Source organism: Streptomyces sp. NPDC004838 (assembly GCF_053600955.1).
Genome location: NZ_JBSGAW010000028.1, coordinates 19,902 through 41,988, shown reverse-complemented (window position 1 = coordinate 41,988; position 22,087 = coordinate 19,902). Strand labels below are relative to the sequence as shown.

19 protein-coding genes are annotated in these 22,087 nt (G+C 70.4%); 11 read left to right on the top strand and 8 right to left on the bottom strand.

Annotation, left to right across the window (positions count from 1 at the left end):
* Positions 1–121: 121 nt before the first annotated feature.
* Together ACWEFL_RS27685 and ACWEFL_RS27680 are read right to left on the bottom strand one after the other, a co-directional pair.
* Complete coding sequence (locus ACWEFL_RS27685) at positions 122–1,669, bottom strand: hypothetical protein (protein ID WP_451717422.1); 1,548 nt, start codon at positions 1,667–1,669, stop codon at positions 122–124.
* A gap of 10 nt (positions 1,670–1,679) precedes the next feature.
* Entirely contained in the window at positions 1,680–1,934 is a 255-nt protein-coding gene (locus ACWEFL_RS27680; protein ID WP_451717420.1) for a MoaD/ThiS family protein, read from the bottom strand.
* Between the two features lie 744 nt (positions 1,935–2,678).
* On the opposite strand from ACWEFL_RS27680, the gene ACWEFL_RS27675 reads away from it, so the two are divergent.
* From ACWEFL_RS27675 to ACWEFL_RS27655, 5 genes are all read left to right on the top strand, one after another.
* Positions 2,679–3,485 carry a response regulator transcription factor gene (locus ACWEFL_RS27675; protein ID WP_451717419.1) on the top strand — a complete coding sequence of 269 codons (807 nt, stop codon included), beginning with the start codon at positions 2,679–2,681 and terminating at the stop codon, positions 3,483–3,485.
* A gap of 24 nt (positions 3,486–3,509) precedes the next feature.
* Positions 3,510–4,532 (top strand): LacI family DNA-binding transcriptional regulator, encoded by a 1,023-nt coding sequence (locus ACWEFL_RS27670; protein WP_451717418.1) that lies wholly within the window; start codon positions 3,510–3,512, stop codon positions 4,530–4,532.
* An 880-nt stretch (positions 4,533–5,412) separates the two neighbouring features.
* Positions 5,413–6,387 carry a S1C family serine protease gene (locus tag ACWEFL_RS27665; RefSeq protein WP_451717417.1) on the top strand — a complete coding sequence of 325 codons (975 nt, stop codon included), beginning with the start codon at positions 5,413–5,415 and terminating at the stop codon, positions 6,385–6,387.
* A gap of 29 nt (positions 6,388–6,416) precedes the next feature.
* Positions 6,417–7,148: a response regulator transcription factor gene (locus ACWEFL_RS27660; protein ID WP_451717415.1), complete on the top strand. Its 732-nt coding sequence runs from the start codon at positions 6,417–6,419 to the stop codon at positions 7,146–7,148.
* A gap of 5 nt (positions 7,149–7,153) precedes the next feature.
* Positions 7,154–8,554 (top strand): sensor histidine kinase, encoded by a 1,401-nt coding sequence (locus ACWEFL_RS27655; RefSeq protein WP_451717543.1) that lies wholly within the window; start codon positions 7,154–7,156, stop codon positions 8,552–8,554.
* Between the two features lie 166 nt (positions 8,555–8,720).
* Here ACWEFL_RS27655 and ACWEFL_RS27650 read toward each other — a convergent pair whose 3' ends face one another.
* On the bottom strand, positions 8,721–10,526 hold the full coding sequence (locus ACWEFL_RS27650) for a bifunctional metallophosphatase/5'-nucleotidase (protein WP_451717413.1): 1,806 nt from the start codon (positions 10,524–10,526) through the stop codon (positions 8,721–8,723).
* Between the two features lie 202 nt (positions 10,527–10,728).
* On the opposite strand from ACWEFL_RS27650, the gene ACWEFL_RS27645 reads away from it, so the two are divergent.
* A complete protein-coding gene (locus tag ACWEFL_RS27645; protein WP_451717411.1) occupies positions 10,729–11,937 on the top strand; it encodes a serine hydrolase domain-containing protein in 1,209 nt (402 codons plus the stop codon).
* 175 nt (positions 11,938–12,112) lie between these two features.
* On the opposite strand, the gene ACWEFL_RS27640 is transcribed toward ACWEFL_RS27645, so the two are convergent.
* From ACWEFL_RS27640 to ACWEFL_RS27620, 5 genes are all read right to left on the bottom strand, one after another.
* A complete protein-coding gene (locus ACWEFL_RS27640) occupies positions 12,113–12,358 on the bottom strand; it encodes a DUF397 domain-containing protein (protein ID WP_451717409.1) in 246 nt (81 codons plus the stop codon).
* Between the two features lie 28 nt (positions 12,359–12,386).
* A complete protein-coding gene (locus ACWEFL_RS27635; protein ID WP_451717407.1) occupies positions 12,387–12,632 on the bottom strand; it encodes a DUF397 domain-containing protein in 246 nt (81 codons plus the stop codon).
* A complete protein-coding gene (locus tag ACWEFL_RS27630) occupies positions 12,629–13,501 on the bottom strand; it encodes a helix-turn-helix domain-containing protein (protein ID WP_451717406.1) in 873 nt (290 codons plus the stop codon). Before ACWEFL_RS27630 ends, ACWEFL_RS27635 begins: the two co-directional genes overlap by 4 nt.
* A 278-nt stretch (positions 13,502–13,779) precedes the next feature.
* Positions 13,780–14,352, bottom strand: a complete 573-nt coding sequence (locus ACWEFL_RS27625; RefSeq protein ID WP_451717404.1) for a hypothetical protein — start codon at positions 14,350–14,352, stop codon at positions 13,780–13,782.
* Between the two features lie 423 nt (positions 14,353–14,775).
* Positions 14,776–15,360 (bottom strand): dihydrofolate reductase family protein, encoded by a 585-nt coding sequence (locus tag ACWEFL_RS27620; RefSeq protein ID WP_451717402.1) that lies wholly within the window; start codon positions 15,358–15,360, stop codon positions 14,776–14,778.
* Between the two features lie 160 nt (positions 15,361–15,520).
* Here ACWEFL_RS27620 and ACWEFL_RS27615 point away from each other — a divergent pair, with 160 nt between their 5' ends.
* The 5 genes from ACWEFL_RS27615 to ACWEFL_RS27595 all read left to right on the top strand — a co-directional run bounded on the left by ACWEFL_RS27615 (position 15,521) and on the right by ACWEFL_RS27595 (position 21,492).
* Positions 15,521–16,096 (top strand): TetR/AcrR family transcriptional regulator, encoded by a 576-nt coding sequence (locus ACWEFL_RS27615; protein WP_451717400.1) that lies wholly within the window; start codon positions 15,521–15,523, stop codon positions 16,094–16,096.
* A 43-nt stretch (positions 16,097–16,139) separates the two neighbouring features.
* Positions 16,140–17,063, top strand: a complete 924-nt coding sequence (gene mshD, locus ACWEFL_RS27610; protein ID WP_451717398.1) for a mycothiol synthase — start codon at positions 16,140–16,142, stop codon at positions 17,061–17,063.
* 466 nt (positions 17,064–17,529) lie between these two features.
* Positions 17,530–19,761 (top strand): RNA degradosome polyphosphate kinase, encoded by a 2,232-nt coding sequence (locus tag ACWEFL_RS27605; protein ID WP_451717397.1) that lies wholly within the window; start codon positions 17,530–17,532, stop codon positions 19,759–19,761.
* Positions 19,762–19,918: 157 nt separating this feature from the next.
* Positions 19,919–21,055 (top strand): CHAD domain-containing protein, encoded by a 1,137-nt coding sequence (locus tag ACWEFL_RS27600; protein WP_451717396.1) that lies wholly within the window; start codon positions 19,919–19,921, stop codon positions 21,053–21,055.
* Positions 21,055–21,492 carry an NUDIX hydrolase gene (locus tag ACWEFL_RS27595; RefSeq protein ID WP_451717395.1) on the top strand — a complete coding sequence of 146 codons (438 nt, stop codon included), beginning with the start codon at positions 21,055–21,057 and terminating at the stop codon, positions 21,490–21,492. Before ACWEFL_RS27600 ends, ACWEFL_RS27595 begins: the two co-directional genes overlap by 1 nt.
* The last annotated feature ends 595 nt before the right edge of the window (positions 21,493–22,087 follow it).

Genomic DNA, 22,087 nt, shown 5'->3' with positions numbered 1-22,087 from the left:
CGCTTGACGCCCTCGGCCTGAGCCGGTCGGGACGACACCGCCTCGAACTGATCGACGTACGAACGGTGGGTATGGTTCCGCGGCCTCGGTGAGGTGGCGAGGCTCACGCTCCCTCGGTCGGTCAGACCAGGACCCGGCCGATCAGATACACCGCGGGTGCGGCGGCGGTGAGCGGCAGGGCGACGCCCGCCGTGAAGTGGACGAACCGCGACGGGTAGTCGTAACTGGCCACCCGCAGTCCGACCAGCGCGAGGACCCCGGCCGCGAGGCCGAGCAGCGCGCCCTTCGCCCCGATGCCGGTCATACCGCCCGCCGCGGCACCCGCGCCCGCGGCAGCCAGCAGCGACAGCGCGACGGAGCCGATGGGCGGCACGGGCAGCGCGCGGGCCACGACGGCCACCGCGACCGCGATACCGCCGATCACCACGGCATCGTCCGGAGCCGCGAGATGCCCGGCCGCGAGGATCGTCAGCGCGGCCGAGGCGACCGTCGCCATCAGGCCCTGCATCCTCTCGTCCGCGCCCGCGTGGCTGCGGAGCTGGAGTACGAGGGTGATCAGCACCCACACGCCGAGCGTGCCGATGATCGCGGCGGGCCCGTTCTCCCGGCCCACCGCGAGCAGTACGACGTCGGCGACCAGCCCGCCCGCGAAGGCCAGCACGATGCCCTGCCGGGCGGGCCACATGCCGTTCAGCCGGAACCACCCGGCCGCAGTGACCGCCTGGAGCAGGACCAGCGGTACGAGCAGGGCGTACGAGCCGATGGCCGCACCGGCCGCGAGCAGCAGCCCGAGCGCGGCGGTGAGCCCGGCGGGCTGAATCCCCGGCGCGATGATCGGCGAACGGCCCTCGGCGCGGGCGCGCTGGGCGTCCGTGATCCGGGCGTTGCCGCCGACGGTGGCCTGGCTGTAGCCCTCGGTGGAGGCGGCGGGCGTGTGAGGCACCTCGGGCGGCAGCGGATAGGAACCCTGCGGGGTCGACGCGTAGGCGTCGTGGGTCGGCGGAACCGGCGGGAGGTACGCCGTCTCCTCCGCGGATCCGAAACCGGTCCCGGACCCGGAACCGAAGCCGGGGCCAGAGCCGGGGCCAGGACCGGGGCCGGAGCCGACACCCGCACCGGGGCCACCGGGAGCCGAGGCGACCGGCGGCAGATACGCGGTCTCCTCGGCGTGAGCCGCGTACACCGGCGGTACGGGCGGGAGGTACGCGGTCTCCTCCGCGGGACCGGCACCGGGACCGGGACCGACGGCAGGACCGGAACCGGGGCCATAGCCGGCCGGAGCCGAGGTCACCGGCGGTACGGGCGGGAGGTACGCGGTCTCCTCCGCCGGGCCCGGCGCGGAGGGCGACGGCCCGAGCGGCGGGACCGAGGGCTGGTAGTGGGTGTCCCAGGTCTCCCCGTCCCACGTCTGGGCGGGCCGCTCCTGATGCGCCGGCGACGGCTGCGGGTACGACTGCTGCTGGTACGACGGCGGATAAGCCTGTGCCTGCGGGTGGGCCGACGCCGGCTGCTGGGCGTCGTACCGGCCCTGGTGCCCCACGTGACCCTGGGGCCCCTGGTGGCCCGGCTCACCAGGGGAACCCCGGTGTCCCTGGTGTCCCTGGGGTGCCTGGGGTCTTTGGTACGGCTCCGCGTACAGGTCGTACGGAAACTGCTGGTCGCTGCTCATGCTGTCCGGTTCACCCTCCTGCGAACGGCGGCAGGACCTCGACCGTGCCGCCCTCCGCAAGCCGTACGGTCTCATGGTCACGCGTCCCGACGGGATCGCCGTCGATGAGGAACGAGCAGCGCTTCAGCACACGCGTCAGCTCTCCGGGGTGCCGTTCACGGACGCCGTCGAGCGCCTCGGCGAGCGTCCCCGCCGCATACGGCTCCTCCTCCACTCCGGCCGCCGCCTTGGCCGCGGCCCAGTAGCGGATCGTGCCCGCCGCCATGGCGCCACTCCTCTCGTCGGCCTCCATCATGGGCCATGCTCAGCGACCGTCCGATCCCTGAACCGGTGCGCGACCCGGTCCGCGACGCGAGCGGGCGGCCGGTCGCCGCCCACCGCCCCCTCACCGCCGAGCACCCCTCGGCGAAGGCGGCACGCGGGAGCCGTAGGCCAGTGGAACCAGCGCTCGGGAGCACTCACAGCAGCCGATGCGCCCGATTGTGCCTCCATGCGCCCCCTGTGCCCAGCAGGGCTCCGGGAGCCGGATGGCGGAGCGTCCCCGGACGGACGGGCCGAGAGGCCGGCCGCCGCCGAACGCGCCGGTGAAGCCATGAGCGAAGGGCGGTCACACATCCGTAGGACCCATCCATGAGGCCGTTCGCACCGGTTTGATAAATCGCCGCAATACGGACACCATCGGATATCCGGAGCGTCGTGCGCCGAGAGCCGGACGTGATCTGGAGAACACCCCGAGTGTGAAATCGGCCCTCTGGCCCGGAACGCAACTGAGCTATTGTGCTGGGAAGAGGATCCGGGCAACGCAGCCCCCGGGTCCTTTTGCGTTTCCTGTCCGTTGTTACAGGCAGGTGAACCGATCCGAACAGAGCAGCACTGAACAGAGCACAATCGGACAGAGCAGGGCCGCAGCTGAACGTCCTCGCAGGGACCGAGGAGGAACCGACGTTATGGGCGAGCGAACCGTGCACGAACGCAGAATGATCCGGATGATCCGGGCAGGTGGAGCGCGATGAGCTCTCTGCTGCTCCTCACCAACGCACTCCAGCCGTCGACGGAGGTGCTCCCCGCCCTCGGACTGCTGCTGCACAACGTGCGGGTGGCCCCCGCCGAGGGTCCCGCTCTCGTCGACACCCCCGGCGCCGACGTGATCCTGATCGACGGCCGCAGGGATCTGCCGCAGGTCCGGTCGCTGTGCCAGCTGCTGCGATCCACCGGGCCCGGCTCTCCGCTGATCCTCGTGGTCACCGAGGGCGGCCTCGCCGCCGTCACCGCGGACTGGGGCATCGACGACGTCCTGCTCGACACGGCCGGCCCCGCCGAGGTGGAGGCGCGGCTGCGGCTGGCCATGGGCCGTCGGCAGCTGGGCACGGACGACTCCCCCATGGAGATCCGCAACGGCGATCTGTCGGTGGACGAGGCGACCTACAGCGCCAAGCTGAAGGGGCGGGTCCTCGATCTGACCTTCAAGGAATTCGAGCTGCTGAAGTACCTCGCGCAGCACCCCGGACGGGTCTTCACGCGCGCGCAGCTCCTCCAGGAGGTCTGGGGCTACGACTACTTCGGCGGTACGCGCACGGTCGACGTCCATGTGCGGCGGCTGCGCGCGAAACTCGGCCCGGAACACGAGTCGCTCATCGGAACCGTACGGAACGTCGGCTACAGGTTCGTCGCGCCGGAGAAGGTGGAGCGAGAGGCCGCCTCTGCCGTCGGCCCGGCCGCCAAACCGGCCGCCGTCACCCGTACGAGTGCTTCCGTCACCCGAACGGAAGGCGCGGACGAGCTGCGGGAATCCGCCGTACGCCCTGCCCAGAGGTAGGTCACCACGCGTAGACTGCCGCGCGTGGCCAAGGTGACGCGGGACGATGTGGCGCGACTGGCGGGGACTTCGACCGCCGTCGTGAGCTATGTCATCAACAACGGACCCCGGCCGGTCGCCCCGGCCACACGCGAGCGGGTACTCGCCGCGATCAAGGAACTGGGGTACCGGCCGGACCGGGTCGCCCAGGCCATGGCCTCCCGGCGCACCGACCTCATAGGCATGATCGTGCCGGACGCGCGGCAGCCGTTCTTCGCGGAGATGGCACACGCGGTGGAGCAGGCCGCCGCCGAGCGCGGGAAAATGGTCCTCGTCGGCAACTCCGACTACCGCCGCGAGCGCGAGGTGCACTATCTGCGGGCGTTCCTCGGGATGCGGGTCTCCGGGCTGATCCTCGTCAGCCAGGGCCTCACCGAGCAGGCGGCCCAGGAGATAGAGGCGTGGGACGCGCGCGTGGTGCTGCTGCACGAGCGGCCCGAGGCGATCGACGACGTCGCCGTCGTGCTCGACGACATCGGCGGTGCGCAGCTCGCGGTACGGCATCTTCTGGAGCACGGGTACGAGTACGTCGCCTGTCTGGGCGGCCCCGATGACACACCGCCGGTGGGCGACCCCGTGACCGACCATGTCGAAGGCTGGCGGCGCGCGATGATCGAATCCGGGCGCGGAGTGGACGGCCGGCTCTTTCAGGCCCCCTTCAACCGGTACGACGCGTATCAGGTGGCCCTCAAGCTGCTCGCCGGACCCGACCGGCCGCCCGCGATCTTCTGTTCCACCGACGACCAGGCGATCGGGGTGCTCCGCGCGGCGCGGGAGCTGCGCATCAGTGTGCCGGGGGAGCTGGCCGTCGTCGGCTTCGACGACGTCAAGGAAGCGCATCTGACCGACCCGCCCCTGACGACCGTCTCCTCCGACCGCCCCGCGATGGCCCGCGCGGCGGTGGACCTGGTCCTCGACGACAGTCTGAGGGTCGCGGGGTCGCGGCGGGAGCGGGTGAAGCAGTTCCCGTCGGGGTTGGTGATCCGCCGGTCCTGTGGGTGCGGATAGGTTTTACGGGAGCGGGTGCGGGTTGCCTGCGGGCGGGGGTGCGGGTTGCCTGCTGCCGCAAGGGGCGCGGGCGCTTGTCCCGTTCGGGTCCGGGGGTCCTCCGGGCTCGACTCCTCGGGGTCGGCGGCATACAGGCACAACAGTCAGAAACCCCGGACTTGCCGCCGATCCCCTGCGGGGACGACCCTGCACACCCCCTCCCAGAGGCGGACAAGAACGGCCCACCTCCGGAGTTCGCCGGAAACACGAAACTCGGGCCCCTGGGGTGAGACAGGCCCACCTCGTGCGGGCGCTCGTACAGTGCGGGATGCCTGCCGCCGCAAGTTGTGCGGGGGCTCGTTCGGTTCGGGGTGCCCGCTGCCGCAAGGGGCGCGGGCGCTTGTTTGGTGCGGGTCCGGGGGTCCTCCGGGCTCGACTCCTCGGGGTCGGCGGCATACAGGCGCTTTGGTCAGGAACCCCGGACTTGCCGCCGATCCCCTGCGGGGACGACCCTGCACACCCCCTCCCACAGGGAGACAAGAACGGCCCGCTCTCGCGGTTTTGCCGGAAACACGAAACTCGGGCCCTCGGGGTGAGTGGCGTCACGGGTGGTGCGGGCACTTGATCCAGTGCGGGTTGCCCGCCGTCGCAAGGGGCGCGGGGGCTCGTACCGTGCGGGATGCCTGCTGCCGTAAAGGGCGCGGAGGCGCGTTCAGTGCGGGATGCCTGCTGCCGTAAAGGGCGCAGGGGCGCGTTCGGTGCGGGGTGCCCGCTGCCGCGAGGGGCGCGGGGGCTTGTCGAGGGGGCCGCAGGGGGGTGCTTAAGTTGCTCCTACGCGGTTCTGCGTGCCTTCTCAGTGGGGCCTCAGACTGTTCTCATCTACGGAGCGGACAGTCGTTACATGACCGACTACGAACGCCACCAGCCGCCCCCGGCGCCTTACGGCACCAGCGTCCCGCCTCCTCCCGTGTGGCCCGCGGAACCCGCGCCCCCTCCGCCGCCCAGGGCGCGGGCCAAGCGGCCCGTCGCGCTCCTGGTGGCCGTGGCGATCGCCGCCGCGGCCGTCGGCGGTGGGGCTTCCGCGCTCGTGGAACGGTTCAGCGGGGGTGACGGCGGCAACAGTGGCAGCCGTGGGATCAGCGGGACCAATGTGGCGCAGAGCAGCAACGGAACCGTCGCCGGGGTCGCGCAGGCCGTGTCGCCGAGCATCGTGGAGATCAGCGCGGGGCAGTCGACCGGATCGGGCGTGGTCATCACGTCCGACGGCGAGATCATCACGAACAACCACGTCGTCTCGGGCGCGGACACCGTGAAGGTGCGGCTCAGCGACGGGAAGACGTACACCGCCGATGTCGTCGGCACGGCGGCGGACAAGGATCTCGCGCTGATCAAGCTCCGGGGCGCGAGCGGTCTGAAAACGGCGGCGCTCGGGAACTCCAGCGAGCTGAAGGTCGGCGAGGAAGTCGTCGCCATCGGGTCGCCCGAGGGGCTGACCGGCACGGTCACCAGCGGGATCGTGTCCGCGCTCAACCGGGATGTCACGGTCGCGAAGGAGCCGGACCGGGATCGGGCGCAGCAGGGCGACCAGTGGCCGTTCGAGTTCGGCGGGCGGCAGTTCAACGGGGACCCGGGCGACTCGAAGACCACGTACAAGGCCATCCAGACGGACGCCTCCCTCAACCCCGGCAACTCCGGCGGCGCGCTGATCAACATGCGCGGGCAGATCGTGGGGATCAACTCCGCCATGTACTCGCCGAGCGCCGCCGGCGGCTCCGCGGCGGGCAGTGTCGGTCTCGGCTTCGCGATCCCGATCGACACCGTGAAGGATGTGCTCGCTGATCTCCGCTCCGGCAGCGGAACCTCAAGCGGAGCCTGAGACGACACGGCGCGTGCGAGGCTGAGAGCATGACTGATTCCCATGGGGGCGACCGCATTCTCATCGTCGACGACGAGCCTGCCGTCCGAGAGGCGCTGCAGCGGAGTCTCGCCTTCGAGGGATACGGAACCGAGGTCGCCGTCGACGGAGTGGACGCGCTCGCGAAGGCGGAGGCGTACGGCCCGGACCTCGTCGTGCTCGACATCCAGATGCCGCGCATGGACGGGCTGACCGCGGCCCGCCGCCTCCGCGGCTCCGGATCGACCGTGCCGATTCTGATGCTGACCGCGCGCGACACCGTCGGCGACCGCGTCACCGGGCTGGACGCGGGCGCGGACGACTATCTGGTCAAGCCGTTCGAGCTGGACGAGCTGTTCGCCCGGATACGGGCCCTGCTGCGGCGGCGCTCGTACGCCACGGGCGGCGGCACGGCCGCGGACAGCCGTCACGACGTCCTGAGCTTCGGCGATCTGGCGATGAACCTCGCCACCCGAGAAGTCCACCGCGGTACGCGGGCCGTCGAGCTGACCCGTACCGAGTTCACCCTGCTCGAACTCCTGCTGACCCACCCCCGTCAGGTCCTCACCCGCGAGCAGATCCTCAAGTCGGTCTGGGGCTTCGACTTCGAGCCCAGCTCCAATTCGCTGGATGTCTATGTCATGTATCTGCGGCGGAAGACCGAGGCGGGCGGCGAGCCCCGGCTGGTGCACACGGTCCGCGGGGTGGGGTATGTCCTGCGGACGGGCGGCGGTGAGGGGTGAAGAGCCTGGTCGGCCGGTTCCGTACGCTCCCCCTGCGGTCACGGCTCGCGCTGCTGGTCGCGGTCGCCGTGGCCGCCGCCGTGGCCGCCGTGGCCGCCGCCTGCTGGCTGCTGGCGCGGGCGCAGCTCAATCAGGAGCTGGACACCTCGCTGGAGAACACCCGCGCGCCGGGGAAGGTCGTGGAGGACGCCGTGACGCTGTGCGGCGACGGTGTCCAGAGCGCCTCGCAGGAGTCCTCGTCGTTCGCGTATACACAGGTCATCGGCGTGGACGGCACCCGCTGTGTCGATCCGTACAGCCTGCCGGTGAAGGTGCGGCCGTCCGACATCGGCGTCGCGACCGGGAAACTGGAGAGCACGCTGCACGACAGTGTCACCGACAGCGGCGAACCCGTGCGGGTCCACACCACCCAGATGGTCATCAAGGGGGGAACCCCGGTGGCCGTGTCGGTGTCCCGGCCGCTGGAGGAGATCTCCTCGTCGCTGAACCGGCTGGCGCTGCTGCTCATGGGGCTCGCGGGCGTCGGGGTGCTGGGCGCGGGCGTGGCCGGGCTGTGGGTGGCGCGGGCCGGGCTGGCGCCGGTGGACCGGCTCACGGAGGCCGTGGAGCATGTGGCGCGTACGGAGGATCTGACCGTCCGCATTCCGGCCGACGGCGAGGACGAGATCGCCCGGCTCTCCCGCTCGTTCAACTCGATGACCGCGGCGCTGGCGTCCTCACGGGACCGGCAGGCGCGGCTGATCGCGGACGCGGGTCATGAGCTGCGTACGCCGCTGACCTCGCTGCGTACGAACATCGACCTCCTCGCCCGCAGCGACCAGACCGGTCGGCCGATCCCGCCCGCCGACCGGCTGGCCCTGATGACCTCGGTGAAGGCGCAGATGGCGGAACTGGCCGCGCTGATCGGCGACTTGCAGGAGCTGTCCCGGCCGGACGCCACGCAGGGCGGGCCGCTGATGGTGGTCGGGCTGCACGACACCGTGGGGACCGCGTTGGCACGGGCCCGGCTGCGGGGCCCCGAGCTGGTCTTCGTGGACGATCTCGAACCCTGGTTCGTACGGGCCGAGCCCGCCGCGCTGGAGCGGGCGCTGGTCAACGTCATGGACAACGCGGTGAAGTTCTCGCCGCCGGGCGGAGCGGTCGAGGTACGCCTGAAGGGCGGCGAGCTGACGGTACGGGACCACGGGCCCGGCATCCCCGCCGATGAACTCCCTCATGTCTTCGAGCGGTTCTGGCGCTCGCCGTCGGCCCGCGCCCTGCCGGGCTCGGGGCTCGGGCTCTCCATCGTGGCGCGCACGCTCCAGCAGGCGGGCGGCGAGATCCGTCTCGAACCCGCGGCGGGCGGCGGCACGGTGGCGGTCATCCGTCTGCCGGGGGCCTCCGATCCGCCCCCGGCGCACATGTGAGGCGGGCAGGGAGGCGGGCAGGGAGGCGGGCAGGAGCGGCGACCGGAAGACCGGCCGGGCATGGCGTCCGGATACGACGGCCGGGGATGGCGGCCGGATACGGCAGTGGGGCGGCGGGCCCGAAAGCCCGCCGCCCCACGCGGCCGTACGGGTGGGGCGGCGAACGCTACCTGACGACCGTGATCCGGCCGGTGGCCGGCGGCGCGAGCGGAGAGGCCGCGCTGGAGTGCGCGCCCAGGTAGGCAATCAGCACATCCAGGTCGGACGCTCCGACGAGCTTGTTCGTGTGCTCCTTCAGTACGGCGAACCCGTCGCCGCCGCCCGACAGGAACTCGTTGATCGCGACCCGGTACGTCTTCGCCGGATCGATCGCCTCACCGTTGAGCCTGACCGATCCGGTCACGATCCGGTCCGCGCCCGTCTTCGTCAGATCCAGGGTGTAGGTGAAGCCCTTCGACACCTGAAGGATCTTCGGTGACGCCTGGTTCGGGCCGCTGACCTGCTGTTGGAGCGCGGTGATCAACTGAGCGCCGGTCAGATCGACGACGTTCATCATGTTGGTGAACGGCTGCACGGTGAACGCCTCGCCGTAGGTCACCACACCATCGCCCTCACCGCCCGACGCCGCGTGCACCATGGGTGCCCGGATCCCGCCGGGGTTCATCAGCGCGAGCTGCGCTCCGCCCTTGTCGGCGGGTGCGAACGCTTCGAGCTGCGCGTCGGCGATCAGATTGCCCAGCGGGCGTTCCTCGGCCGGCGGGTTGTCGATGTCGGCGGAGATATGGCCGACGGGACGGTTCGCGACGGGCGCGGCCAGCGTGTTCCAGCGGTCGATGAGCCGGGTCATGTCGGTGGCCTTCGGCACATCGCGGGTGACGACGTGGTTCGCGGCCGCGACGGAGGTGCGGACGATGTCCTTCGTACGGCGGTCGTACGTCAGCGTCGTGTCCGTGTAGAGCCGTCCGGCGGAGGCCGCCGAGGTGACCGTGCGTGGCTTGCCCGCGGGGTCGGGGATGGTGCACGCGTACGCCTGGTGGGTGTGGCCGGTGACCAGCGCGTCGACCTGCGGGCTGACCTTCTTCGCGATGTCGACGATCGGGCCGGAGATGCCGTCGCCGGGGCCGGGGCTGTCGCAGTCGTAGTTGTACGAGGCGGAGGCCGGGGCTCCGCCTTCGTGCAGCAGGGCGACGATCGACTTGACGCCCTTGCGCTCCAGGATCCTCGTGTACTTGTTGATCGCCTCGATCTCGTCGCCGAACTTCAGGCCCTTGATGCCCGCCGCGTTGACGATGTCCGGTGTGCCCTCCAGGGTCACCCCGATGAAACCGATCCTGACCCCGTTCTTCTCCCAGATGAAGTACGGGTCGAGCAGCGGCCGTCCGCTCCTCTCGTACGTGACGTTGGCGGTCAGATACGGGAAGTCGGCGCCCTCGAACTTCTTGCCGCGCTCGAAGCAGCCCTCGGTGGGGTGACAGCCGCCGCTCTGGATCCGGGCGAGTTCCGCGGCACCCTCGTCGAACTCATGGTTCCCGACGGAGGAGACATCGAGCTTGAGCTTGTTCAGCGCCTCGATCGTCGGCTCGTCGTGGAAGAGACCGGAGAGCATCGGCGTCGCGCCGATCATGTCACCGGCGGCGGCGGTGATGGAGTAGCGGTTCCCCTCACGGGCCTGGCGCAGATGGGTCGCCAGATACTCGACGCCGCCCGCGTCGATGGTCCTGGTCGTGCCGTCGGGGTTGGTGTGCGTGACACGCCCGCCCGAGCCGGAGGGCGGCTGGAGGTTGCCGTGGAAGTCGTTGAGGGAGAGCAACTGGACGTCCACGGTCCGGCCGTGGCCACCTCCCTTCTCCTGGGCTCCCGCCGTGGTCGCGGGCATCGCCGCGACCAGCGCGCCGACTGTGGCCAGTCCGGCGACCGTGGCGAGAATGCGTCGGTTTCTGTGAGGTCTCGTCGTATGCGGGCTGGCTGCCATCTTTCCCCTCGGGGCTCGGCGCGGTGTGGGAGCTGCGCCCCGCAGCCTAGAGTCAACGCGCGTAGCGCGACAGGGGGCAAGCGTGAAGACCTGGTTGCCGTCACGCATACTTTTCGGCCATCGCCGGTAGGGGAATCAACCGGCACGCCCCCGTGTGCGGTCATTTCCCCCGATGAATCCCCACAGAGCGAGGAGCGGGTGCATGGCAGCACGACGACCGGCGCGTACGGACGCGAGTGCGGGTGCGAATGCGGCGCGATGGGCACGTACGGGTGCGGTGGGCCTCGTCGCCGCGGCGGTGGCCTCGACGGCGTTCGCCGCCCCGGCCCAGGCGCATACGAGCGGCGGCGCGCACCAGGCGACCCAGCGCGCGATGGACGCCGTGGTGAAGGCCGGCATACCCGGCGTCATAGGCCAGGTGCGCGACAAGCACGGTGTCTGGAAGGGCACTTCGGGTGTCGGCAACCGGAAGACGGGCGCACCGCGCGGCGGCGACGACCGCTTCCGTATCGCCAGCATCACCAAGACGTTCGTGGCGACCGTCCTGCTCCAGATGGAGGCCGAGGGCAAGCTTGACCTCGACGACACGGTGGACCGCTGGCTGCCCGGCCTGGTGCGCGGCAACGGAAACGACGGCCGGAAGATCACCGTCCGGCAGTTGCTCAACCACAGCAGCGGGGTCTACGACTTCCTCGCCGACCCCGACTACCAGCAGAAGTACCTCTTCGCGCCGGGCTTCCTGAAGCACCGCTTCGAGACGCGGACCCCGCAGACGGCCGTCGAGGTCGCCCTGGGCCACCAGCCGAAGTTCGCGCCCGGCACCGGCTACAGCTACTCCAACACCAACTACGTACTGGCCGCGCTGATCATGGAGAAGGCCGGCGGCCGGTCGTACGAGGAAGAGGTCCGGCAGCGGATCATCAAGCCACTCGGCCTGCGCGCGACCACGATGCCCGAGAACACCTCGCACATGCCGAAACCGAGCAGCCGGGCGTACTCGAAGCTGTCCGAGGACCCGAACGCGACGAAGGTCTACGACGTCACGCTCCAGAACGCGTCCCAGACGTGGGCGGAAGGCGACATAATCTCCAGCGCCTCCGATCTGAACCGGTTCTTCAGCGCGCTGCTGAGCGGCAAGGTGCTGCCGAAGAAGCAGCTCAAGGCGATGAAGACACTGATCCCCGACCCCGACGACCCCACCTCGGGCTACGGACTGGGGATCGGGACCTTCAACACCAGTTGCGGCGTCAAGGTATGGGGCCACAGCGGCGGCTGGATCGGCTCCCTCTCGCTCGCCGTGACGACGGAGGACGGCCGGCACTCACTCGCGTACAACCTCAACGGAGACTGGACCGGAGAGGGCATGGGCGAGGTGATGAACGCGGAGTTCTGCGGCACGGGCGGGAACTGACCCCCTGTCGGTCGGGGCGGGAGCCGAACCCCCGGGCGCGGCCGTCGGGGCCGCTGCCGTCCGCAGGCACCTATAGATCGTCAGGCGTCGTCGCCCAGCGGGCCGAAGATCCCTCAAGCGGGTGCGCCCCGCGCCGGATGGGTTCCGGTGCGGGGCGCGCGTGCGTACAGCGGGATCAGATCTGGGCCACGTACGACAGGAAACCGGTCCAGGCCCCCGGCGCGAGAGCCAGTTGCGGACCCTCCTGCACCTTCGAGTCCCGAACGTGGATCCTGTCGGGGCAGGACGCGATCTCGACACAATCACCTTGACTACCGCTGCTGTAGCTCGACTTGTGCCAGAACAGAGCCACCTCGACGCAGTCATCGCCCTGCGAGCCGCTGTAGCTGCTCTTGAACCAGACCAGATCGGACGTGCTCATAGCGCTCCTCGCATTCGCTTCAGCGGGATCAGAGCCGGATCGCGTACGGCAGGAAACCGGTCCAGGCCCCCGGCGCGAGGGCCAGTTGCGGACCCTCCTGCACCTTCGAGTCCCGGACATGGACCACGCCAGGGCAGGACGCGACCTCGACACAATCGCCGTCACTACCGCTGCTGTAACTGGACTTGTGCCAGCAGAGAGCCACCTCAACGCAGTCGTCGCCGTCGGAGCCGCTGTAGCTGCTTTTGAACCATGCCAGTTCGGACATACTCATAGCGCTCCTCGCATTCGCTTCAACAGGCCCACGGAGTCCTCGTGGCTAAGAGCCTGTGAGCGCAGTTTCGCATAGCGTTGGAGTGTGATGCTGACTTCCTTGGGGTCGCCGATCAGCAGCCCGCCGCGCTGCCCCTCGGCGTATCCGAGCCACCGGTTCTGCGGTGTCTCCAGTAACTGAAGAGACCCGTCGAACCCCGCGTGATCCGGTTGCCGCAGTGGCATGATCTGCAGCTCTACGTTGAACTGTGATGCCCGCTCCAGGAGATGGTCGATCAGCTCCCGTGTCACCTCCGGTCCACCGGTGCCTCGTTCGATCAGCGCCTGCTCGATGATGAAGCTGAACGCGATCGGCGGCCTGCGCCGGAAGAGTTGCTGGCGATCCAAGCGGGCCGCTACCTGCTGGTTCACCTGATCCTCGTCCTTGACCGGCGGGACGCTCTCGGTCACCGCCCGTGCGTACGACTCCGTTTGCAGGAGGCCAGGGATCACCCGGCACTCGTACGTCCACAGAGTGACCGCCTCTTCCTCCAGCTTGCCCCACTGCCGGAACCAGCTTGCGAGCCCTGGCTGGCGCGACAGATGACGGGCCGCGCCCCGAATCGCGCCGAACGCGTCCAGGACCTCCTCCGCGCGCTCGACGAACTCCGTCGTGGGGAAGCGGCGGCCCTGCTCGATCGAGGCAACCGTGGGAACCGAGTACCGCACCAGCGGGGCGAACTGCTCCTGCGTCAGACGCGCCCGCTTCCGGAACGCCTTGAGGACCTCGCCGAACGCCTTGAGGCTGTCCGAGACCTCCGGTTCACTGCCCCCGCCACCGCCGCTGGGGCAGGGGCTCGCGTCGCCGATCCCGTTCGTACCGTCCGTCATGCCAGGACACCCCCGCGCATCCGCCTCGGCTCACACTCCCAACACACTGATCGTCACGGACAGTTATCCATACTGTCCACCCCTCGCACCCCTACGCTGACCCAGCGTACGAGTCGCTGACCAGGCGAACTGTCCCCCACCAGCACCACATTGGGCACAGGGCACCACTCACGTACCACCACGCACCGGTTACCGTACGTATGTTCACCCATGCGGTATCGGCAAGGCCGTACCTCGTGAGGGTCTGCCGCTGATCGTGGAAACACCCCGACCGGGGTTTACGGGGAGGCCGGGCCGGTGAGGGGCGCGTCCGGCACCGCCTGTCGCCAGAGTTCCAGTCCCGCCCGCAGGAGCACGCGTACGGCTTCGGTCTCGTCGGCCGTCCAGGCTCCGGCTCCGCCGTCCGGATCGAGGGCCGAGCCGCCGAAGATCTTCTCGTAGGCGCTCTCCGACAGGGGGCCGCGAGGAGGCAGGGGCGGATCGGCCTTCAGACTGCGGGCGAGGTCCTCGAAGAAGTTCCACGCGTCCAGAACCAGCCCCGCCGACACCGGACCGGCGTCCGGACCCGCGTACGGGCCGGGGCCGGACTGTTCGGCCCAGCGGCCCACGGCGACCAGATCGAGAGGCGGCTCGTCGTCCCGTACGAGCCGCCTGCCCTGGTCTTCGCAGTACCTCCGCGCACTCTCCCGGTCCGGGAAGGTCAGCAGCCGCCCGCGGTCGTCGAGCGCGAGCCGGTCGAGTGCGTCGTCCTCGCCGCGCCGCCAGATCAGCGTCAGATCGCCGCGGCTGGTCACGATTCGATACTCGTAGCAGTCGACCATGCGGTTCATCCTGCCCTTGATGATCACCATATGGCGACATCTTTTCGCAGGTCGGCCGGGCTGAAACACATCTGATCAATCAGATGATCAGAAAGCCCCCGCACCACCCGTGACGCCACTCACCCCGAGGGCCCGAGTTTCGCGTTTCCGGCAAAACCGCGAGAGCGGGCCGTTCTTGTCCGCCTCTGGGAGGGGGTGTGCAGGGTCGTCCCCGCAGGGGATCGGCGGCAAGTCCGGGGTTCCTGATCAAAGCGCCTGTATGCCGCCGACCCCGAGGAGTCGAGCCCGGAGGACCCCCGATCCCGAACCGAACAAGCCCCCACACCCCTCGCGGCAGCAAGCGACCCGCACCCAACAAGCCCCGCACCACCCACAGCGGCAGGCAACCCGCACCCGACAAGCGCCCGCACCACCCGCGCCCGCAGGCAACCCGCACCCCCGCCCCCCGCGCCATCAGCCGCAGCGGCTGTACGTCCGCACCAGCACGCCGTTCTCGAACGCGCGGACCGCCTCCAGCGCGAACCTGGTGACCGCGAAACCCGAGCCGAACATCGGCATTCCGGAGCCGTAGACCTCCGGATACGTCTTGATGACCAGTTCGTCGATCTCGTCGAGCAGTTCACCCGCGAGCTGCGAGCCGCCGCAGAGCCAGATCCCCAGCCCGCCGTCCTCCGCCTTCAGCTCGCGGATCCGGCCGACGAGATCGCCGGAGATCAGCTCCACGTTCGGATCCGGCGACTCGCCGAGCGTCCGGGAGGCCACGTACTCGCGCAGATGCCCGTACGGGCTGGTGATACCCGCGTCCAGCGCGATCCGGTAGCTGCCCCGGCCCTGGACGACCGTGTCGAACCGCTGGTTCGGGGCGTCGGGGAGGCCGAGGACCGCGCGCCCCTCGGCCGAGATCGTCTCCGGGTACTCCGTCTTGAGAAAGTCGAGGAACTCCTCGTTCACGTACTTGAACATGGATGACGCGTCACCGGCCGGGTCGCCGATGAAGCCGTCGATGGAGCAGGCGATGAAGTAGGTGAGCTTGCGCAAGGCGTTCCCCTTTTCTCCTGGAAGGCTCCCGGCGCGCACCGGAAGGTCAACCACTTCATTTATAGTGCTTCACATGTAGTGGTTAAAGCAAGACATGCTGGCCGACGCGCCGCCCACCGGCGAGCCGCTGGGCCGCCGGCCCGAACAGGAGGCAGTACGCATGGTCAGAAACCCCGAGCGCAGGACCGCCCTCATCGACGCCGCCATCGAGGTGCTGGCGCACGAGGGAGCACGCGGCCTCACCTTCCGCGCGGTCGACGCCCGGGCCGGAGTCCCGGTCGGCACCGCGTCCAACTACTTCGCCGACAGGGACGACCTGTTCACCCAGGTGGGCAGCCGCATCCATGTACGGATGACTCCCGACCCCCTCCAGGTCGGGGAGGCCATGCGCGCGGAGCCCACCCGTGAGCTGGTCACGGAGCTGATGCACTGGCTGATGCGCCGGATGACCGATGAGCGCACCGGCTATCTGGCCCTGCTGGAACTCCGGCTGGAGGCCACCCGCCGCCCCGCGCTCCAGGCCGAGCTGAACCGTGCCGTACGCACATCGTTCGACGAAAGCGTCCGCTTCCACCTGGACTCCGGCCTGCCCGGCGACGAAGACACTGTGCGCGTCCTCTATCTCGCCATGACCGGGCTCCTGCTGGAGCACTTCACCCTGCCCGAGATGCTCGCCGACACCGGACTCGACCAGCTCGTGGAGAGCGTCGTCACCCGTGTCGTCCCGCCGCGCTGACCCGTACGCCCGGTCCGCGAGGCCGCCGCCGTACGCTCTTCTCATGACGACTGACGCAGTGTTCCCGGAGCCCGGCCGGCAGATCGAGAGCCTCGACGAGCTGACTCCCGAGCAGGCGGAGGACGTTCTCGCCGTGCTCGCCGACGCCGCCGCGGCGGACGGGACGCAGGCGGTCTCCGAACAGGGCAGGCTCCAGTTGCGCGGCGGCAGGCGGGAAGGCGTACGCCACCTCCTGCTCACCGTCGGCGGTGAGCTGATCGGATACGCGCAGCTGGAGGACACCGATCCGGTGGAGGCCCCGGCCGCCGAGCTGGTCGTGCACCCCTCGCACCGGGGGCGCGGCCACGGCCGGGCGCTCGGGAGCGCCCTGCTCGCCGCCTCCGGAAAGCGGCTGCGGGTGTGGGCGCACGGCGGCAAGTCGGCCGCCCGGCATCTGGCGCAGGTGCTCGGGCTGACCCTCTTCCGTGAGCTGCGGCAGCTCCGTCGCCCCCTGAGCCCGCTGGACATCGCGGAGCCGGTGTACCCGCCCGGCGTCACCGTACGCACCTTCGTCCCCGGCCAGGACGACGCCGCGTGGCTCGCGGTGAACGCCGCCGCCTTCGCCCACCACCCGGAGCAGGGCTCGCTCACCCAGCGGGATCTGGACGACCGCAAGGGCGAGCCGTGGTTCGACCCCAAGGGGTTCTTCCTCGCCGAGCGCGCCGGGGAGATCATCGGCTTCCACTGGACGAAGGAGCACGCCGCCGAGCAGCTCGGCGAGGTGTACGTCGTCGGCATCCGGCCCGACGCCCAGGGCGGCGGACTCGGCAAGGCGCTCACCGCGACCGGACTGCGCCATCTGGCCGCACAGGGGCTGCCGACGGCGATGCTCTACGTCGACGCCGACAACACCGCCGCCGTCACGGTGTACGAGCGGCTGGGCTTCACCACGCACGAGGTGGATCTGATGTACCGCACCGAGTCCTGAGAGACGCGCCGGAAGAACACGGAAACGGAAGGACACAGAAGCGGAAGGAGACGGAAGCGGGAGGGCGAGGGCGAGGGCCGGAGAGAGCGACCCCGAAAAGGCGAGCAACCCCAGAAGAGGCGTCTCCGGCGCGCGCCGGAAACGGCCCCGGACGTCTCCTCCCCGCGTGCATCGCACAGGTGATCTTTCCCCTCACGCACGGTGAGTGAGAGGATTCCGCCGCACCACCGGTCACGCTCCCCAGCGCTCCCGCGTGCTGCCCCGCGCTGCCCGTGCTCCGTCCAGCCCCCGTACGTCATGTCGTCGTCACCGGCCATTCAGACGGCTTTGCGACCCTCACTCAATGCAGCCAGCTCTGCCCGACTCCGTACCCCTGCTCCGGAACGAGGCTCCAAACGGGAAATTTCCTCTCCTCCCGGCCCTCTCCGACGCGCCTGTCACCCCCTCCACGCGGAAGAATGGGTTCATGAGTCAGCAGCCTGCCGAGGCATCGGTCCAGCACCCCCAGCCGTCCGTCGGTTCCATAGCCGCGCACCGGCCGCACACCGTCGCCGCCACGGTGTCGGACCTGGAGCCGGATCTCGACGGGGATCTCGACGCGTATGAAGAGGACGACCGCAGCGGCGCCGGCACCGAGCTGCCCCAGGGGCGTTTCCTGGACAGGGAGCGCAGCTGGCTCGCGTTCAACGAGCGAGTGCTGGAGCTGGCCGAGGACCCCGCGACCCCGCTACTCGAACGGGCCAACTTCCTCGCGATCTTCGCGTCGAACCTGGACGAGTTCTTCATGGTCCGCGTCGCCGGTCTCAAGCGCCGTATAGCCACCGGCGTCGCCACCCGGTCCGCGTCCGGTCTCCAGCCGCGCGAGGTACTGGACCTGATCTGGACGCGCTCGCGCGAACTCATGGCCCGGCACGCCGCCTGCTTCCAGCAGGACGTGTCCCCCGCGCTCGCCGAGGAGGGCATCCATCTCATCCGCTGGCCGGATCTCACGGAGAAGGAGCAGGCGCGGCTGTTCACGCTGTTCCGGCAGCAGATCTTCCCCGTCCTGACACCGCTGGCCGTGGACCCGGCGCATCCGTTCCCGTACATCTCCGGGCTCTCCCTGAACCTCGCGGTCGTCGTGCGCAACCCGGTCAGCGGCCACCGTCACTTCGCCCGCGTCAAGGTCCCGCCGCTGCTCTCCCGGTTCCTCGAAGCGTCGCCGCAGCGGTACGTACCGCTGGAGGACGTCATCGCGGCGCACCTCGAGGAGCTGTTCCCCGGTATGGAAGTGCTGGCGCACCACATGTTCCGGGTGACCAGGAACGAGGATCTGGAGGTCGAGGAGGACGACGCCGAGAATCTGCTCCAGGCGCTGGAGAAGGAGCTGATGCGGCGGCGCTTCGGGCCCCCCGTCCGGCTGGAGGTCGAGGAGTCGATCGACCCGTACGTCCTCGATCTGCTGGTGCGCGAGCTGAAGGTCTCCGACGCCGAGGTCTATCCGCTGCCCGGCCCTCTCGACCTCACCGGCCTCTTCGGCATAGCGGGGCTGGACCGGCCCGAGCTGAAGTACCAGAAGTTCATCGCGGGCACGCACCGGGACCTCTCGGAGGTCGAGTCGGCGTCCGCGCCGGACATCTTCATGGCGATGCGCGAGCGGGACGTGCTGCTGCACCACCCGTACGACAGCTTCTCCACCTCCGTGCAGGCGTTCCTCGAACAGGCCGCGGCCGACCCGGACGTCCTGGCGATCAAGCAGACGCTGTACCGGACCTCCGGCGACTCGCCGATAGTGGACGCGCTCATCGACGCGGCCGAGTCGGGCAAGCAGGTGCTCGTCCTGGTCGAGATCAAGGCCCGTTTCGACGAGCAGGCCAACATCAAGTGGGCGCGGAAGCTGGAGGAGGCGGGCTGCCATGTCGTCTACGGGCTGGTCGGCCTGAAGACCCACTGCAAGCTCTCCCTGGTGGTACGGCAGGAGGGCGAGATCCTCCGCCGCTACTCGCACGTCGGCACGGGCAACTACCACCCGAAGACCGCGCGGCTGTACGAGGACCTGGGGCTGCTGACCACCGACCCGCAGGTGGGCGCGGATCTGTCCGACCTGTTCAACCGGCTCTCCGGCTACTCGCGGCGGGAGACCTACCGGCGGCTGCTCGTCGCGCCCAAGTCGCTGCGCGACGGCCTGATCTCGCGGATAAACAAGGAGGCCGCGCACCACCGCGCCGGGCGGCCCGCCTATGTCCGCATCAAGGTCAACTCGATGGTGGACGAGGCGATCATCGACGCGTGCTACCGGGCGGCGATGACCGGTGTGCCGGTGGACATCTGGGTGCGCGGGATCTGCGCGATCCGGCCCGGAGTCACCGGTCTCTCCGAGAACATCCGGGTACGGTCGGTCCTCGGCCGCTTCCTTGAGCACTCGCGGGTCTTCGCCTTCGGCAACGGCGGCGAGCCCGAGGTGTGGTTCGGCAGCGCCGACATGATGCACCGGAACCTCGACCGCCGTATCGAGGCGCTGGTACGGGTCACCGACCCGGCCCACCGCGCGGCGCTCACCCGTCTGCTGGAGACGGGCATGTCCGACACCACGTCGTCCTGGCATCTGGGTCCGGACGGGGCCTGGACCCGGCATTCGACGGACGCGGACGGCCAGCCGCTGCGGAATGTCCAGGAGATGCTCATCGACGCCCGGAGGCGCAGGCGTGCCCAACCCTGATCTGTCGTCCCTCGTCCCGCAGCAGAGCGCAGAGGCTCCGGTTCCGAACCCGATTCCGGCGCCTGTGCCCGTGCCTGTGCCTGTGCGGTCGCCGTCGCCGGTGTCGGTATCAACGTCGGTATCAGTGTCGGCGCCGGCTGCGGTTTCCGGCGCGGTCATGGCCGGTGCCGGTCCCGGCACCGACGCAGACGCCGGTGCAGACGCGGACGCCAGTGCAGACGCGGACGCCGGTGCAGACGTGGACGCGGACGCCGCGGGCAGTGCCGGGGAGGCCCTCGCCGCGTACCTCCACGCGCGCGCGGGCGACTTCCTGCGGAGTCTGCGGCTGCACGGCGGGAGCGGGGCGGACACGGTGGCCGTGGCGGAGGCCGCCCGCTCCCTGCGGATGGCCTCCCGGCGCATCGGCGGGACGCTGCACACCTTCCGCCCGCTGCTCGACCCGGTGTGGTCGGACGGACTACGGGCGGAACTGGCCTGGCTCACCACGACCCTGGCGCAGGAGCACGCCTGTACGTCCCGGCTGAACCGGCTGCTGGAGGCGCTGTCCCGGCTGTCGGGGTCGTCTCCGCCGCCGGTGGTACGGGGCGAGGCCCCGGCGGAACGGGAGCCCGCGGGACCGGTTGCGCCGGTTGCGACGGCGAACGCCCCGGCCGGCACGGTCACGGTCGGGGCCGCGCGCGCCGGCGCCCTGCTGGAGCGGCAGCTGACGCTCGCCCGCACCCGCGCGCACTCCGCCGCGCTCCAGGCGCTCGGCTCCTCCCGCTTCCACGCGGTCGCGGACGCCGTCGCCGTACTCGCGTCCGATCTGCCGCTCGGGCCGGTGGCGGCCTCGCCCGCCCGCGATGTGCTGTTCCCGTCCGCCGAGGTGGCGGAGAGGCGGCTGCTGGAGGCGGTGACCGCGCTGCCCCTGAGCAGGGCGGGCCACCCCTACAACGCGGAGGCGCTCGTCCACGGCCTCGCTCCCGCGCACGCGGAGGAGTCCCAGGACGCGCCCTGGCACCAGGTCCGGCAGCTGCTGCGGCTGCACCGGTACGCCCTGGAGGTACTGGAGCTCCTCCGGCCGAACGCCTCGACGGCGGTCCTCGCCCGCGCGGGCGGCCTGCTCGACCGTCACCGCGACGCGGCCGAGGCGGCGGAGGCCGCCGCTGCCGCCGCCCGTACCCCGAGGATCGCCCCGGCGACCGCGTACGCCCTCGGAGTGCTCCACGCCGACCAGCGGCACGAGGTCGAGGCCGCCCGGTTCGCCTTCCAGGAGATCTGGCCCGGTTCCATCGCGGTGAAGGCGAGGGTGTGATGAGCGAGGCCGCGATCCTGGCCGCGGGCTGTGTCCTGTGGCGGCGCTCGCCGTACGGGGACGAGGGCCTGGAGATCTGCCTCGTACACCGTCCTAAGTACGACGATTTCTCGCACCCCAAAGGCAAGCTCAAGCGGGACGAGGACCCGCGCGACGGCGCTCTCCGCGAGGTCCTCGAGGAGACGGGCATGGCCTGCGCCCTCGGCCCGGCCCTGCCCACGGTCCGCTATCCCGTGGAGGGCCGCCCCAAGGAGGTCCGCTACTGGGCCGCCGAGGCGACGTCCGGGGTCTTCGCGGCCAACCACGAGGTCGACCGCGTCCTCTGGCTCCCGCCGACGGCGGCCCGCAACCGGCTGACCCAGCCCCGCGACCGGGACCTGGTCACCGCGTTCCTCAGCACGCTCCACCCGACGGACTCCGGCCGCGCGAGGGACTGAGCGCGTACCGCCAGGCGACGGGCACTCCCACCCCGAAGGCAACCCCCCACCCGCTCTCCCCGCCGGAGGCGCACGGCGTCCGGCCGGGTGCGCCGACGGCGGTACGGTGAGGGCTTCCCAAGCCCGTGGGGTTGTACGGGACGGTCCGGGGCCGCCGCTCCGGGCGAGCGCGGACGCACGGGACACGGCCGGAACGCACGGACCACCACACCACCGCGTGCCCCTGCCCCGCCCGCCCCACCCCGCCCACCATGCGCGGACCGTGCCCCCGCAGGACCGACCGTCGACCACCCCGCCCGCCGCTCACCGCAGCCCCGCACAGCCCTGCGGCAAGGAGCCCGTACAGAACCCCGACAATCCGACCGCAGCTCTACCGCAGCTCTCTCTCGGTCCAGGGAACATCCCAGGCCACAGGGGTGGAGCCGGATCATCAGGTGGTACATGCAGTCAAGCACCCAGCCGCCCGACACGGTTCACCTTCCGTTCACTCTCCCCCTCGGGCCACTTCATCTCATCTGCCTAATTTCAGCCTTACGCGGTAACCGGCAACGGGCCGGCACCTCACCACCGACGTATGCCGCCACCAACGTCTCCG

What these genes read in the sequence shown, in the direction of transcription:
- ACWEFL_RS27675 (WP_451717419.1), top strand. Translation starts at nt 2,679, where the DNA reads ATGAGCTCTCTGCTGCTCCTCACCAACGCACTCCAGCCGTCGACGGAG.
- ACWEFL_RS27660 (WP_451717415.1), top strand. Translation starts at nt 6,417, where the DNA reads ATGACTGATTCCCATGGGGGCGACCGCATTCTCATCGTCGACGACGAG.
- ACWEFL_RS27665 (WP_451717417.1), top strand. Translation starts at nt 5,413, where the DNA reads ATGACCGACTACGAACGCCACCAGCCGCCCCCGGCGCCTTACGGCACC.
- ACWEFL_RS27595 (WP_451717395.1), top strand. Translation starts at nt 21,055, where the DNA reads ATGAGCGAGGCCGCGATCCTGGCCGCGGGCTGTGTCCTGTGGCGGCGC.
- ACWEFL_RS27625 (WP_451717404.1), bottom strand. Translation starts at nt 14,352, where the DNA reads ATGGTGATCATCAAGGGCAGGATGAACCGCATGGTCGACTGCTACGAG.
- ACWEFL_RS27630 (WP_451717406.1), bottom strand. Translation starts at nt 13,501, where the DNA reads ATGACGGACGGTACGAACGGGATCGGCGACGCGAGCCCCTGCCCCAGC.
- ACWEFL_RS27615 (WP_451717400.1), top strand. Translation starts at nt 15,521, where the DNA reads ATGGTCAGAAACCCCGAGCGCAGGACCGCCCTCATCGACGCCGCCATC.
- ACWEFL_RS27645 (WP_451717411.1), top strand. Translation starts at nt 10,729, where the DNA reads ATGGCAGCACGACGACCGGCGCGTACGGACGCGAGTGCGGGTGCGAAT.
- mshD (WP_451717398.1), top strand. Translation starts at nt 16,140, where the DNA reads ATGACGACTGACGCAGTGTTCCCGGAGCCCGGCCGGCAGATCGAGAGC.
- ACWEFL_RS27605 (WP_451717397.1), top strand. Translation starts at nt 17,530, where the DNA reads ATGAGTCAGCAGCCTGCCGAGGCATCGGTCCAGCACCCCCAGCCGTCC.
- ACWEFL_RS27650 (WP_451717413.1), bottom strand. Translation starts at nt 10,526, where the DNA reads ATGGCAGCCAGCCCGCATACGACGAGACCTCACAGAAACCGACGCATT.
- ACWEFL_RS27685 (WP_451717422.1), bottom strand. Translation starts at nt 1,669, where the DNA reads ATGAGCAGCGACCAGCAGTTTCCGTACGACCTGTACGCGGAGCCGTAC.
- ACWEFL_RS27680 (WP_451717420.1), bottom strand. Translation starts at nt 1,934, where the DNA reads ATGGCGGCGGGCACGATCCGCTACTGGGCCGCGGCCAAGGCGGCGGCC.
- ACWEFL_RS27635 (WP_451717407.1), bottom strand. Translation starts at nt 12,632, where the DNA reads ATGAGTATGTCCGAACTGGCATGGTTCAAAAGCAGCTACAGCGGCTCC.
- ACWEFL_RS27600 (WP_451717396.1), top strand. Translation starts at nt 19,919, where the DNA reads ATGGCCGGTGCCGGTCCCGGCACCGACGCAGACGCCGGTGCAGACGCG.
- ACWEFL_RS27640 (WP_451717409.1), bottom strand. Translation starts at nt 12,358, where the DNA reads ATGAGCACGTCCGATCTGGTCTGGTTCAAGAGCAGCTACAGCGGCTCG.